Genomic DNA, 12,499 nt, shown 5'->3' on the forward strand with positions numbered 1-12,499 from the left:
GGTGTGTGTTGTCAGTGCCGGGGCCGGAGGGCAGGCCTCAGCCGGTCAGTCTTGTTCGTGGTCGAAGGTTTCCGGGGTGGTGACGGGAACAGCCACCACATGGGTGTCCAGCAGCAGCCGATGTTCCATGCGGTCCTTCTTGGTGCGCAGGTAGCGGATGTTCTCGTCGCGGGACGGCACTTCGGTGGGAACCATCTCCACTACCTTCACACCAGCCCGTGCCAGCCTGTTCTGCTTGTCCGGGTTGTTGCTCAGGAGCCGCACCTCATGGAGTCCCATCTCCGCGAGGACCTGGGCCGCGGCGTTGTAGGAGCGGGCGTCCACGGGAAGGCCCAGCTGCTCGTTGGCCTCGACCGTGTCAAAGCCGGCCTCCTGCAGTGCGTAGGCCTTGATCTTGTTGGCCAGGCCGATGCCCCGGCCTTCCTGCCCCCGCAGGTAGAGCAGGGTGCCGCCGTTTTGCTGGATCATTTCCAGGGCGAAGGCAAGCTGCTCCCCGCAATCGCAGCGGTAGGACCCAAAAATGTCGCCGGTGAGGCATTCCGAGTGCAGCCGGACGAGGGGGGCCTTGCCGTCCTTGGGCGGGTTGGGGGAACTGACGGCCAGGTGCTCCACGCCGGTCACCAGGTCGGTCCAGGCCTGCGCCACGAAATCACCGAAGGCCGTGGGCAGCTGCACTATCGGGCCGCCGCTCACGGGGTGCGGGGCAACGCCGCTGCTGCTGCGCTCCTGACCGTTGGCGGAGGACCCGTGGCTTATCGGGGAAGCCCCCAAACCGTCCCGGGAATTTCCGTGGCCGTTCGGCGAACCGCTGTTGCGGGCTGTCGAAGAGGTCATCGTGTCTCCTTCTTGCCGCCCGCAACTTCGCGGGCGCTCTCCGTGGGCTGGGCTTCCCCCGCTGCGAGGTAGGCCGCCAGATCCTCTATGGAGATCAGGGGGCAGCCATGCTCTGCCGCGAAGGTCCGGAGCCCGTCCAGGCGCATCATCTCGCCGTCGTCGTACACAACTTCTGCTATCACGCCCACCGGTTCGAGGCCGGCCAGGCGGCACAGGTCCACCGCAGCCTCGGTGTGGCCGGGGCGTTCCCGCACACCACCGTCAACTGCACGGAGCGGAAATATATGCCCGGGCCTGGTCAGGGACGCCGGCACGGCGTGGGGGTCGGCCAGGACCCTGGCGGTAAGGGCCCGGTCCGTGGCGGAGATTCCTGTGCTCACACCCAGCGCGGCGTCGCAGGAAACGGTGTACGCGGTTCCCTTGGCGTCCTCGTTGACCGACACCATGGGAGGCAGCGCAAGGGCATCCGCCCGGTCGCCGGACAGCGGAACGCAGATGACGCCCGAGCTGTAGCGGATGGTCCATCCCATCAGCGCGGGGGTGGCATGCTGTGCCGCGAAGATGATGTCGCCCTCGTTTTCGCGGTCCTCGTTGTCCACCACGAGCACCGGCCTGCCGGCGGCCATGGCCTGCACTGCCACTTCAATCGAGTCGAGCCCGCGGGCATCGGGGGCAGGAACGACGCCTGCCGGCGCTGCCTCTGGTTCGAGCCGGAGCACGGCGTTCACAGTGCACCTCCGTCAGCAGCTGCCGGCGCCGAAGTCCTGAACGCAAGGAGGCGTTCCGTGTACTTGGCCAGGACGTCCACCTCGAGGTTGACCCGGCTGCCCGTGGTCTTGGAACCCAGCCCGGTTTCGGCCAGGGTGGTGGGGATCAGGCCCACTTCGAACCAGGGCTCGGGCTCGGCGGCCTCGCTGACGGCGGTGACGGTGAGGGAGACGCCGTCGATGGCGATCGAGCCCTTTTCCGCGATGTAGCGGGCCAGGTTGGCGGGCACGCCGAACCGGAGCCGCTCCCAGTTGCCCAGTGCTTCCCGTTCCAGCAGCACGCCGACGCCGTCAACATGCCCCTGCACCACATGCCCGTCCAGCCGGCCGCCCGCAGGAACGCAGCGCTCAAGGTTGACGGAGTCGCCGGGCGCCAGTTCGCCGATGGTGCTGCGGACCAAAGTCTCCCCCATCACGTCGACGCTGAAGTCCGCGCCGTTGATCCCGGTGGCCGTCAGGCAGACACCGTTCACGGCCACGGAGCCGCCCAGGGCGAGCCCTTCAGTGCTGCCGGGCGCATGCAGCCGGAGGGTGGCGCTGGCGTCCCCGTCCCGCTCGACGGACAGAACGTGCCCTTGTTCGGCAATAATTCCGGTAAACATCAGTGGCCTTTCTGGGCTTGTTCCGCGGTTGCGCGGGATGGTTGGGGGTCTAGGGCAACGGTTCGTTGCGGTCTCAGGTGGAGTCTCAGGTCGCGGCCCAGCCTGCGCACGGCACCGCCGTCGGACTCGTCCCATTCCCACTGCTGGGCGTCGGCGAGGGTGGTGATGCCGAGGCCGTCCAGGGCCGGTGTGCCGGAGCCGAGCAGGGTGGGCGCCAGGTACACGATGAGCTCATCCACGAGTCCGGCGGCAAGGAACGCGCTCAGGATGCGCGAGCCTCCCTCGACCATGAGGTGGCGGGTCCCGGACGCGTAGAGCAGGGACAACGCCTCGTGCGGGTCGCGGGTGCGCAGGTGCGTGACCCGCCCGTCAGTTCCGCGTACGGCGGCCCCGCCGGGGACGTCCCGCAAGCCCATGACAGCCCGGACCGGCTGGTTCGGCGCCGGTGTTCCCTGCGGGTCGCGGGCGGTGAGCCGGGGGTTGTCCACCAGGACGGTCTGGGTGCCCACCAGGATGGCGTCGATCCGCCCGCGGATGGCGTGGTTGTCCGCGAGGGATTCCGGGCTGGATATCCACTGGCTGGTGCCGTCCTGGGCAGCGATGCGGCTGTCCAGCGTCTGGGCGATGTGGAGGGTGACGAAAGGCCGCTTCGCGGTCACCGCCTCGAACCACTGCCGGTTCAGGTCCAGGGATTCAGCGGCTCCCAGGCCGCTGCGGACGCGGACGCCGGCGGCCCGCAGCGTTGCTGCTCCACCTGCCGCAGGGTCGTGCGGATCGTCCACGGCGTAAACGACGTCCGTTATTCCGGCGGCAATGATGGCCTGCGCGCACGGCCCGGTGCGCCCGAGGTGGTTGCAGGGCTCCAGCGTCACCAGCATGGTGCAGCCTGAGAGATCCACGCCCGCTGCTGCCGCCTGGGCGATGGCGTCGGCCTCCGCATGCGCGGTGCCGGCGCCGCGGTGGAACCCGGTGATCAGGTGGTTGCCCTCAGGATCGACGACGACGGCGCCCACCAGGGGGTTCGCCCCGCGCGGGCCCCGCAGGGCTGCTTGCAGCGCAGCCTCCATGGCCCTGGTCTCGCCTGCGCTGAAGGCGGTAACGACGCCGTCGGCGGGCTGGAGCGGGTGGCCCGGATGCAGGGCGGTGCCCGCTCCGGCACCAAGAGATTGTGTGGCCGCCGTCATGCCGCGACCATCGCCACGGCTGCGTCCCCCGCTGAAGCGGCGGGATGTCCGGCATTTAAGAGCCATCGCTTGGGGTTCATTCCGTGTCGTTCCTTCCCTCTCGAACCGCGATGGCTCCGGGGGTATACGACAGCAGAAGGCTGCGGGACCGGGACGGCCCCACAGGTACAGCTGTACGTGCTTCTCTCATCCAGACTTTAACTGTCGGTACCGGAATTTCACCGGTTCAACCGTCTGCCGGGCTTTCCTTGCGGAAGGCACCGGCTCGCGGGTCGCGGACTGTCACCGCCGGTTCGGACTTACACCGACCCCGGAGCACGTATGTGTGTTGCTATTGTGCCATAACCGTCACGGGCTCCCGCCTATTCCGCAGACGCCGCACGTAACGAACGGCCGCCCTGCATGCGGAGCCGTTCAATGGCAGCGGCGGGGTCGTCAGCGCCGTAGACAGCGGAGCCGGCAACAAAAACGGTGGCGCCGGCTTCGGCTGCCCTGACGATGGTTTCCTCCGTGATGCCGCCGTCCACCTGGATGGCCACGTCCGCTCCGGACCCGTCGATGGCTGCCCTTGCCCGCCGGATTTTTGGCAGGGTGAGGTCCAGGAAGGCCTGTCCCCCGAACCCGGGTTCAACGGTCATGATGAGCAGCATGTCCAGTTCGGTGAGCATGTCCAGGTACGGGTCCACAGGGGTTGCGGGCCGAAGCGCCATCCCCGCCTTCGACCCCCTGCTGCGGAGTTCGCGCGCCAGCTTCACCGGGGCGATGGAGGCCTCGGCATGGAAGGTGACCGACGCCAGGCCGGCGTCGGCAAATCCCGGCGCCCAACGGTCGGCATCGGCGATCATGAGGTGCGCGTCCAGGGGGATGGGGCTGACAGCCTGGATGCGCTGCACCACGGGCAGTCCGATGGTCAGGTTGGGGACAAAGTGGTTGTCCATGACATCCACGTGCACGGCGTCAGCGGTGCTGATGCGCTGCAGTTCCGCCTCCAGGTTGACGAAGTCGGCGGAGAGGATGCTCGGGTTGATGCAGCATTGCGTCACGGGGTTGCCTTTCACTGGGTCTGTTGTTCGCTTTCGCCTAGGCCTTTTTATGGATGAGTGCCAGGAACATGGCGTCCGTCCCATGGATATGCGGCCAGAGCTGGGCCGTGGACTCATGGCCCGCCTCCAGCTTCCCCGGAAGGCTGACGGCGTCCAGTGCTGCCCCGGCGTCCAGGAGCTCCAGGTCGTCACGCTTGCGGAGGGCATCGGCAACCACTGCGGTGGTCTCCGCCGGGTGCGGGGAACACGTCACGTAGGCCACCACGCCCCCGGGCCGCACGGCTGCCAGCGCCGAGGCGAGGAGCTCACGCTGCAACGGACCGAGGTCCGCCAGGTCCTTGGGCGACCGGCGCCAGCGGGACTCGGGCCGGCGCCGCAAGGCGCCCAGCCCGCTGCAGGGAACGTCCACCAGGACGCGGTCAAAGGAGCCGGGCCTTTCGGAGCCGAGGTCTCGGCCGTCACCGGTGCGGACCTGCCACGTTTCGGCCGGCACGGCCGAGAGGGCCTGGCTCACCAGCTTGGCCCGGTGCGGGGCGGGCTCATTGGCCAGCAGCGTGGCGCCCCGCTGCTTTGCCAGTGCGCCGAGCAGGGCTGCCTTCCCACCGGGGCCGGCACACAGGTCCAGCCATGCCTCGGCTTGTCCGGCGCCTGTCCCGCCCTGCGGCCCGCCAAGATCGACGGCCGCCATGGCCCGGGCCACCAGCTGCGAGCCAACGTCCTGGACGCGGGTGGTTCCTTCCCGGACTGAGGAGAAGCGTCCCAGGTCACCGCCACTGGAAAGAGCCGAACCCTCGACGAGCCCACCCGGAGTAGCGCCGTGTTCCAAGGCCTCGTCCAGGTTGCCGAGCCCCGGGAGGGCTACCAGGTTAACCACGGGGGCAGCGTTGTCCGCTTCCAGCAGGTTGTTGATTTCATCGGCGGAGCGCCCGTGTGCAACCAGTGACTGGCGCATTGCGCGGACGATCCATTCGGGGTGGGCGTAGCGGAGCGCAGCGATCTTCGTTGCGTCGGTCTCCCCGGCCACGAGCTCGTCCAGCCACTCCTCCAGGGTGTGCGCGGCAACTTTGCGCAGCACGGCATTGATGAGCGCAGACGGGCCTGCCCCGATCACGGCGCGCGCCAGCCCGACGGTTTGGTCCAGGGCGGCGTGTGCCGGCACGCGCATGGCGAGCAGCTGGTGCGCCCCGATGCGCAGGGCATCCAGGATGGCGGGATCCAGCTGGTCCAGGGGGCGGTCCACGCAGCGGGCCAGGATGGCGTCGTAGGTGCCTTGGCCGCGCAGGGCGCCGTAGGTCAGTTCGGTGGCGAATCCGGCGTCGCGCTTGTCCAGCCCGTGGTGGCGGATCCGTGCCGGCAGGACAAGGTTGGCGTAGGCGTCCTCCGCCGCTACGGCGCGCAGGACTTCGAAGGCGACAAGACGGGCAGGATCCGCCCGTCGGGTGCGCTGGGACGGGGCGCTGTCCGTGAAGCTCCGCTGCGGACCGCGGTTGCGTTCACGGCCCTGGGCGTTACGGCGGCTGTTGTCCCGGGGTCCGCCTTTGCCGCGGCCCTGCCCGGAGTTGCCCTGCCCGCTCCCACGCCCGCCTGGATTGCCGCCGGACCCGCTCATTCGAACACCACGCTTTCAAAGGAAGCCATGCCGCGTGCCCAATCAGCCGCGGCCATCATCTTTTTGCCTGCCGGCTGGATCCTGGTCAGTTCCACCGCGTGGGAACCTGTGCCCACCAGCACGCTCTTGCCGTGCAGAGCCAGGGCTCCCGGAGCAAGCGTCGTGACGTCCGGACGCAGCCGGACCGGTTCCAGTTTCACCCTCTGCCCGTCCAGCACCGTCCACGCACCCGGTTCGGGAGTGACGCCGCGGGCCTGCCGGCTGATGGCAAGGGCGGGATGGCTCCACTTCAGGTGGCCATCCTCAAGGGTCAGCTTGGGCGCCAGGGACACCTCGCCGGCCTGCGGCTGCGCCGAGGCCTTGCCTGCCCCAATGGCGGACAGCGTCTGGGCCAGGAGGACCGCACCGTTGCGGGACAGCCTTTCCAGGAGTTCGCCTGCGGTGTCCTCGGGCCCCACGGACTCGGTCAGGGTGCCGAAGACGGGGCCGGTGTCCAGCCCCTCTTCCAGCAGGAAGGTCACAGCCCCGGTGACGTCGTCCCCGGCCATGACGGCGCGCTGCACGGGCGCCGCTCCGCGCCACGCAGGCAGCAGGGAAAAGTGCAGGTTGATCCAGCCATGCCGGGGAACGGCCAGGGCGGCAGGCGGAACCAGCCCGCCGTAGGCAACGATGGCGGCCACATCAGGGTTTACGTCAGCGATCCTGGCGGTTGCCCCGGCATCAACGCGGGCTGCGCGGATGACCTCGATTCCGAGTTCGGCGGCGCGCGCAGCAACGGGCGACGGCGTGAGGACGCGCTTGCGGCCCACGGGGGCGTCGGGGCGGGTCAGCACGGCGACGACGTCGAAGCCTGCCTCCACCAGCGCATCAAGGGACGGGACGGCGACGGCGGGGGTTCCCGCGAAGAGGACCCTCACCCGGCGTTACCGGCCGCTCCGGGACCAAAACTGGAGCCGGGCAGGGAGCCGCCGAAGCTGGAACCGACCGTCTTGGCGCGCTTGGCGGCCGTCCGCTCTGTGACCGAGCCGTAGTTGGCATTACGTATGGACCGCAGGGCGGCCTTGCGGTCTTCCCCCTCCAGCCGGTCGGTGTAGAGGATGCCGTCCAGGTGGTCGTTCTCGTGCTGGAAGCACCGCGCGAGCATCCCTTCCCCTTCCACCGTGACGGGGTTGCCGTGCATGTCCACGCCGGTCATGCGGGTGGAGCGGAAGCGCCGGACGGGAAAGCCAAGTCCGGGAATGGACAGGCAGCCCTCCACCTGGTCGTCCTGGTAATCCTCGCTGTTTTCCAGGACGGGGTTGATGATGTGCCCTTCCACGCCGTCAATCCGGTAGGTGAAAACCCTCTGGCTGATGCCTACTTGGGGCGCGGCCAGGCCTGCACCGTCCACGTCCTCCATGGTTTCGGTCATATCCGCGACCAGTTTGGCCAGCTCCGGCCCGAATTCCGTCACGGGATCGGCCACTGTGCGCAGCACAGGATCGCCGATGATGCGGATATTCAGGATAGCCATGCGCAGTAATTCCTTACAGTTGGCGGGAAAGGGAACCTGTCCAGTTTAGGCGCAGTCATATGGGCCGCCGCCGTCAAACGCCTAAGCAGTCTTTACGTGTGCCAGCGGCGGCGGGGCGATGGGAAGCAGCGCGGCACCGGCGCTGATGGTGTCCGCCGAGAGCTCCCACACCCGCCTCAAGGCACAGAACTTCCACCAGTGGTGCTTGAGGACCTCGGGATTGGCCCGCACAGGACGCACTTCGGTTTCCCCGATGGCCACTGCCAGGAGGACGGGGTCCTCCCCGTACTTCCACGGCTCCCAGGTCCCGGCCACGGGATCAACAAGGCTCTCTTCCGCCTTCATCCCGGCGACAAGCTGCATCACCACCTTGTCATCGAGCGGTTTGACCAGGCCGTCCCGGGTGGTGCCCTTGGTCTTGTAGTCGATAAGGCAGACGCGGCCGTTGATGCGGGCCACCAGGTCCAGGGTTCCCGCGTATCCCACTGCGTTGTTCCAGACCGTGATTTCCGGGGCGATGGGCTCCACCCGGTACAGCTCCCACCACTCGTCAAAGCGGACCGCGAAGGCTTCCTCGCCGTTGGCTGCCAGGGCCTCACGGGTTTCCTTCATGGCGTGCGGGCGGCCCAGGGCGCGGAGCGCCACCTGCTCGCAGTAGTTGTGCACCCGGTCCCCGCGCTTCGCGGCTTCATCGCGGTACGTTTCGGCCGCCCTGGCTGCCCGGCTGACGGCCTGCTTGATCTTGGCAGGGCTGCCCAGGCAGTCCGCCAGCAGGGGATCGTTCGCCAGGCTGCTCGCGCCCATGTAGCCGAACCAGCCATCCAGTCCGTGCGGCTGCTGGCTGATGACGGTGGTGATGGACGGAACCGAGAACTGCTCCGACGTTGAGCGGGCGTACATCCGGCCGTATTCGGTGGCGTGGGCGAGGAGTGGAGCTGTCATGGAAAAAACTCTTTCACAAGGGGCCGACAAAATCTGCAGGCACGGATCCGCGCACAAAAAAGGTCCGCTTCCGCTGCGCGCGGAAACGGACCTTTGTGCGGTGGGCGATACTGGGTTCGAACCAGTGACCTCTTCGGTGTGAACGAAGCGCGCTACCACTGCGCCAATCGCCCTGATGCACTTGAATGCTAGCCGACGCCGCACCCAATTCAAAAATCGGCACTTCCGGCCCCATCCCCAGGCGGCCGGAAGGGGGCCGGCCCGCCCGGCACGCTGCCGAAGGGGGCACCCCAGGCGCGCATCGGCCGTCGTAAATTACACAGCTGTAAGTAGGCGAAAACCGCGCCATTGCTGGGAAGGGCGGACACAAAGGGCAATCGGGGCGCCGGCGATTTGGAGAATCCTTGAACCTCCTATATTGTTTTTACTCGTTGGAACGCGAGGAAATGCCGGGAAGGGCAGGGAATCAGCCTCCAAAATGCGGACGTAGCTCAGCTGGTAGAGCACCACCTTGCCAAGGTGGATGTCGCGAGTTCGAATCTCGTCGTCCGCTCGCAGGACACTGTCACAGCAACGGTTCTCCGGAACCGACGCTTACACGGTGGGTTGGCCGAGAGGCGAGGCAGCGGCCTGCAAAGCCGTATACACGGGTTCGAATCCCGTACCCACCTCGGTGAAAACCATGGTTTCCGGATCACCTCCGGATGGACATGGGCGATTGGCGCAGCGGTAGCGCGCTTCCCTGACACGGAAGAGGTCACTGGTTCGATCCCAGTATCGCCCACCAAGCAAGGAAACTTGCTTCATGCAGTTCGACCGGCCCCCGCCGGAACGCACTTCATATCTGCGGACGTAGCTCAGCTGGTAGAGCACCACCTTGCCAAGGTGGATGTCGCGAGTTCGAATCTCGTCGTCCGCTCTCTTGTTCCTTAAGATCCCATCAGCCGGTCTTCCGGTTCCGGGCGATTGGCGCAGCGGTAGCGCGCTTCCCTGACACGGAAGAGGTCACTGGTTCGATCCCAGTATCGCCCACATGCAGCAGCTCCCCGGAGCTGCTTTTTTCGTGCCCGGCCACCGTGTGCGCCCTCATCCACGGCGCCCTTGACGGAGACATACGAACGGCAACCACTGCAGGCAGGCGTGCATCCGCTGCGGGCGAACGCCTTGTACCCCTGATTTCCTTGGCAGGCCTTCCGGACGGCGCTAGGATCGAATGCGGAGGAGCGACCTGGCTCCGCGATTGAAGGGAGGTGCTCGTGGGACTGATTGACGATCTAAAGGGCAAGGCTCAGGGTCTCATCCGCGGCAACGAGCAGGCCATCAAGAACGGCATCAACAAGGCCGGTGATTTTGTGGACACCAAGACCGGAGGCAAGTACTCGGGCCACGTCAACAAGGTCCAGGATGGCGCTTCCAAGCTCATTGACAAGAACGGCACCCCGGGACAGGCACCTGCCGCCGAGCAGGTTCCGCCGGTCACTCCCGTCAACCCGGTTCCGCCGGCTGACAGGACTCCGTAAACAGGATTTGGCCAGGGTCTTGCCCTAGCACGTCAAGGGGGTGCAGGTCCCGCCGGGAGGCGGCACCTGCACCTTTGGCGTTTAAGCGGGACGTTCAGCCGGCATGCCAAGGCCGATTGAGGCTTCACGAAACAGGGCCGGTAACCTGCCCCTATGGCGAAGTCCCCCGCATATCCCACGGCACAGCAGTCACCCGGTCGGCACAAGCTCGATTCCCGCCCCGTTGTGGCTGGTATCGTCACCGCGCTGGTGGGCTTCACGTCCTCCTTCGCCGTGGTCCTGGCCGGGCTCAGGGCAGTGGGCGCCAGCCCCGCGCAGGCGGCGTCCGGACTGCTGGCACTGACCGTGGCCGTGGGCCTGGGGGTGCTCTGGCTTTCCTGGCGTTCCAAAGTGCCGGTGACCCTCGCCTGGTCCACGCCCGGCGCTGCCCTGCTGGCAACGTCCGGAACGGTCGACGGCGGGTGGCCGGCCGCCGTCGGGGCCTTCCTTGCCACCGGGGTGCTGATCGCCATGACCGGCCTGGTCCCGGCCCTGGGGCGGCTGATGGCAAGGATCCCGGCGACCCTTGCGCAGGCCATGCTCGCCGGCGTCCTGCTGCAGCTCTGCCTGGCACCGTTCAAGGCACTGGGGACAGTCCCGCTGTTCATTGCGCCGGTCATCCTGTGCTGGCTGCTGATGATGAAGTTGGCGCCCCGCTGGTCCGTCCCGGCAGCCCTGCTGGCGGCCCTGGCCGTTATCGGGATTTCCCTGGCCTCAGGGGGCACCTCCCTGGGGGAGGGCGAAATCCTTCCAGCCCTTGAATGGACCACGCCGGCCTTCAGCCTGCAGGCCATGGCGGGTATTGCGCTTCCGCTGTTTGTGGTGACGATGGCATCGCAGAACGTCCCCGGCGTGGCAGTGCTCCGGTCTTTCGGCTATGACACCCCGTGGCGTCCCGCCATGCTGGTGACCGGTGCGGGCACCGCGGCAGCAGCGCCGTTCGGCGCCCACGCCATTAATCTCGCCGCGCTCAGCGCCGCCCTGGCAGCCGGTGAGGAGGCAGGGCTGGACCGGCACCGCCGGTGGGTGGCCGGCTTCACGTCCGGGCTTGCCTACCTTGTGCTGGCTGCGTTCTCCGCCGCGCTGGTGACCCTGGTGACGGCCGCACCGGCCGGCATGCTCGAAGCCGTGGCCGGCCTGGCACTCCTGGGGACCTTGGCCGGTGCCGTGTCAGCCGCGCTGGCCGATGCGGAGGACAGGATAGCCCCGGCCGTCACCTTCCTCATGGCGGCCTCGGGCCTTGCCTTCGCCGGTATTGGGTCGGCGTTTTGGGCACTCGCTGCCGGGCTGGCGGTCCGCCTGGTGCTAAGGCCGCGCAGTCCCGGAGCAACAGGCTGACCGGGCCGGACCGCCGCTAGGACGGTTCGTGGTTCTGGCCTTCGCGGGCCAGTGCGGTGAGCCTGGAAACGGCGCGGAAGTACTTCTTCATGTAGCCGCCCGTCATCATTTCCTCCGTGAACAGCTGGTCGAACGGAACACCGCTGGCGAGGATGGGGACATCCTTGTCGTAAAGCCGGTCAGCAAGCACCACGAACCTCAGCGCCACGGCCTGTTCGGTGATGGTGTGGACGTTGCGCCACACCACGCCGTCGATGCCGTCAATGAGCTGGCGGTAGCGGCTGGGGTGCACGCCCGCCAGGTGATGGATCAGCGTGCTGAACTCGTCCTGGGCCACCGTCTTCCCATCGAACTCCGCCTTCATGTGCGAGGACAGTTCGCTGTTCTTCAGGGGCGCCGGCGCTGCGGGCAGTCCGCGGTGCCGGAAGTCTTCCCCGTCGATCCGGAGGACGTCGAACTGGTCCGCGAGGACCTGGATTTCACGCTGGAAGTCGACGGCTGCGAACCTGCCGTCGCCCAGCGATCCGGGCAGGGTGTTGGAGGTGGCTGCGAGCTTTACCCCGGCGTCAGCCAGTTCACGCATGAGCCGGGACATGAGGACGGTGTCGCCGGGATCGTCGAGCTCGAACTCATCGATGCACACAAGTTTGTAGCTGCTGAGCGCGTCTACCGTCTTGCGGAAGGACAGCGCACCCACCAGGTTGGTGTACTCCACGAAGGTGCCAAAAGCTTTGGGGCCGGGCGAGGCATGCCAGAGCGAGGCGAGCAGGTGCGTCTTGCCGACGCCGAACCCGCCGTCGAGGTAGATTCCGGCGCGGGATTCGTCCTTCTTGGCGAAGAACTTCTTGAACAGTCCTCCCCCGCCCGCGGAGCCCACGCCGTCGGCAAACCCCTCCAGCGCCCTGACGGCCGCAGACTGGCTGGGCTGCTTGGGATCGGGGCGGTAGCTGGAAAAGGAAACCTGGCCGAACCGCGGCGATGGATAGAAACCTTTGAGGAGCTCATCCACCGAAACTGCCGGAGTGCGGGCGGCAAGCTGTTCGATCTGTACCAAGGGGGTCCGTTCTGCTGGTGGTTGGTCCCCAGAAAGAATACGGCAATGCGGCGC

The 12,499-nt window shown here is 67.4% G+C and carries 12 protein-coding genes, 6 tRNA genes and 1 riboswitch; of the genes, 7 read left to right on the top strand and 11 right to left on the bottom strand.

All coding sequences use genetic code 11. The features are described from left to right. Positions 1-45: 45 nt before the first annotated feature. The 10 genes from ribA to HTS88_RS13725 all read right to left on the bottom strand — a co-directional run bounded on the left by ribA (position 46) and on the right by HTS88_RS13725 (position 8,667). Positions 46-834, bottom strand: coding sequence for a GTP cyclohydrolase II (gene ribA, locus HTS88_RS13680; protein WP_246256304.1), 789 nt, complete (start codon positions 832-834; stop codon positions 46-48). Next, positions 831-1,562 carry a 3,4-dihydroxy-2-butanone-4-phosphate synthase gene (ribB, locus tag HTS88_RS13685; protein WP_174179256.1) on the bottom strand — a complete coding sequence of 244 codons (732 nt, stop codon included), beginning with the start codon at positions 1,560-1,562 and terminating at the stop codon, positions 831-833. Before ribB ends, ribA begins: the two co-directional genes overlap by 4 nt. After that, entirely contained in the window at positions 1,559-2,203 is a 645-nt protein-coding gene (locus HTS88_RS13690; RefSeq protein ID WP_174179259.1) for a riboflavin synthase, read from the bottom strand. The genes ribB and HTS88_RS13690 overlap by 4 nt, the downstream gene beginning before the upstream one ends. Beyond that, positions 2,203-3,270: a bifunctional diaminohydroxyphosphoribosylaminopyrimidine deaminase/5-amino-6-(5-phosphoribosylamino)uracil reductase RibD gene (ribD, locus tag HTS88_RS13695; RefSeq protein ID WP_246256307.1), complete on the bottom strand. Its 1,068-nt coding sequence runs from the start codon at positions 3,268-3,270 to the stop codon at positions 2,203-2,205. The genes HTS88_RS13690 and ribD overlap by 1 nt, the downstream gene beginning before the upstream one ends. Positions 3,271-3,560: 290 nt before the next feature. Further along, positions 3,561-3,710, bottom strand: a riboswitch (FMN riboswitch). A 39-nt stretch (positions 3,711-3,749) separates the two neighbouring features. After that, positions 3,750-4,430 carry a ribulose-phosphate 3-epimerase gene (gene rpe, locus HTS88_RS13700; protein WP_174179264.1) on the bottom strand — a complete coding sequence of 227 codons (681 nt, stop codon included), beginning with the start codon at positions 4,428-4,430 and terminating at the stop codon, positions 3,750-3,752. 37 nt (positions 4,431-4,467) lie between these two features. Further along, complete coding sequence (locus HTS88_RS13705) at positions 4,468-6,039, bottom strand: RsmB/NOP family class I SAM-dependent RNA methyltransferase (protein ID WP_174179265.1); 1,572 nt, start codon at positions 6,037-6,039, stop codon at positions 4,468-4,470. Beyond that, positions 6,036-6,956: a methionyl-tRNA formyltransferase gene (gene fmt, locus HTS88_RS13710; protein WP_174179267.1), complete on the bottom strand. Its 921-nt coding sequence runs from the start codon at positions 6,954-6,956 to the stop codon at positions 6,036-6,038. The genes HTS88_RS13705 and fmt overlap by 4 nt, the downstream gene beginning before the upstream one ends. After that, complete coding sequence (def, locus tag HTS88_RS13715; RefSeq protein ID WP_174179269.1) at positions 6,953-7,552, bottom strand: peptide deformylase; 600 nt, start codon at positions 7,550-7,552, stop codon at positions 6,953-6,955. The genes fmt and def overlap by 4 nt, the downstream gene beginning before the upstream one ends. Positions 7,553-7,633: 81 nt before the next feature. Beyond that, positions 7,634-8,494: a cytochrome gene (locus HTS88_RS13720; protein ID WP_174179271.1), complete on the bottom strand. Its 861-nt coding sequence runs from the start codon at positions 8,492-8,494 to the stop codon at positions 7,634-7,636. A gap of 101 nt (positions 8,495-8,595) precedes the next feature. Then, positions 8,596-8,667: transfer RNA gene (locus tag HTS88_RS13725), tRNA-Val, on the bottom strand. Positions 8,668-8,974: 307 nt separating this feature from the next. Here HTS88_RS13725 and HTS88_RS13730 point away from each other — a divergent pair. The 7 genes from HTS88_RS13730 to HTS88_RS13760 all read left to right on the top strand — a co-directional run bounded on the left by HTS88_RS13730 (position 8,975) and on the right by HTS88_RS13760 (position 11,391). Then, positions 8,975-9,047 (top strand) — tRNA-Gly (locus HTS88_RS13730). A 47-nt stretch (positions 9,048-9,094) separates the two neighbouring features. After that, positions 9,095-9,165: transfer RNA gene (locus tag HTS88_RS13735), tRNA-Cys, on the top strand. A gap of 41 nt (positions 9,166-9,206) precedes the next feature. After that, positions 9,207-9,281 (top strand) — tRNA-Val (locus HTS88_RS13740). Positions 9,282-9,340: 59 nt separating this feature from the next. Beyond that, positions 9,341-9,413 (top strand) — tRNA-Gly (locus HTS88_RS13745). A 41-nt stretch (positions 9,414-9,454) separates the two neighbouring features. Continuing rightward, positions 9,455-9,526 (top strand) — tRNA-Val (locus HTS88_RS13750). Between the two features lie 224 nt (positions 9,527-9,750). After that, positions 9,751-10,014, top strand: coding sequence for an antitoxin (locus HTS88_RS13755; RefSeq protein WP_174179273.1), 264 nt, complete (start codon positions 9,751-9,753; stop codon positions 10,012-10,014). 153 nt (positions 10,015-10,167) lie between these two features. Beyond that, positions 10,168-11,391 carry a benzoate/H(+) symporter BenE family transporter gene (locus HTS88_RS13760; protein WP_174179275.1) on the top strand — a complete coding sequence of 408 codons (1,224 nt, stop codon included), beginning with the start codon at positions 10,168-10,170 and terminating at the stop codon, positions 11,389-11,391. A gap of 16 nt (positions 11,392-11,407) precedes the next feature. Here HTS88_RS13760 and zapE read toward each other — a convergent pair whose 3' ends face one another. After that, the gene (gene zapE / locus HTS88_RS13765; RefSeq protein ID WP_174179277.1) at positions 11,408-12,445 is read right to left on the bottom strand and encodes a cell division protein ZapE; all 1,038 of its coding nucleotides are present in this window, start codon (positions 12,443-12,445) and stop codon (positions 11,408-11,410) included. Between the last annotated feature and the right edge of the window lie 54 nt (positions 12,446-12,499).

The organism is Pseudarthrobacter oxydans (genome assembly GCF_013314975.1).
In the GTDB taxonomy this organism is placed as follows: Bacteria; Actinomycetota; Actinomycetes; order Actinomycetales; family Micrococcaceae; genus Arthrobacter; species Arthrobacter oxydans.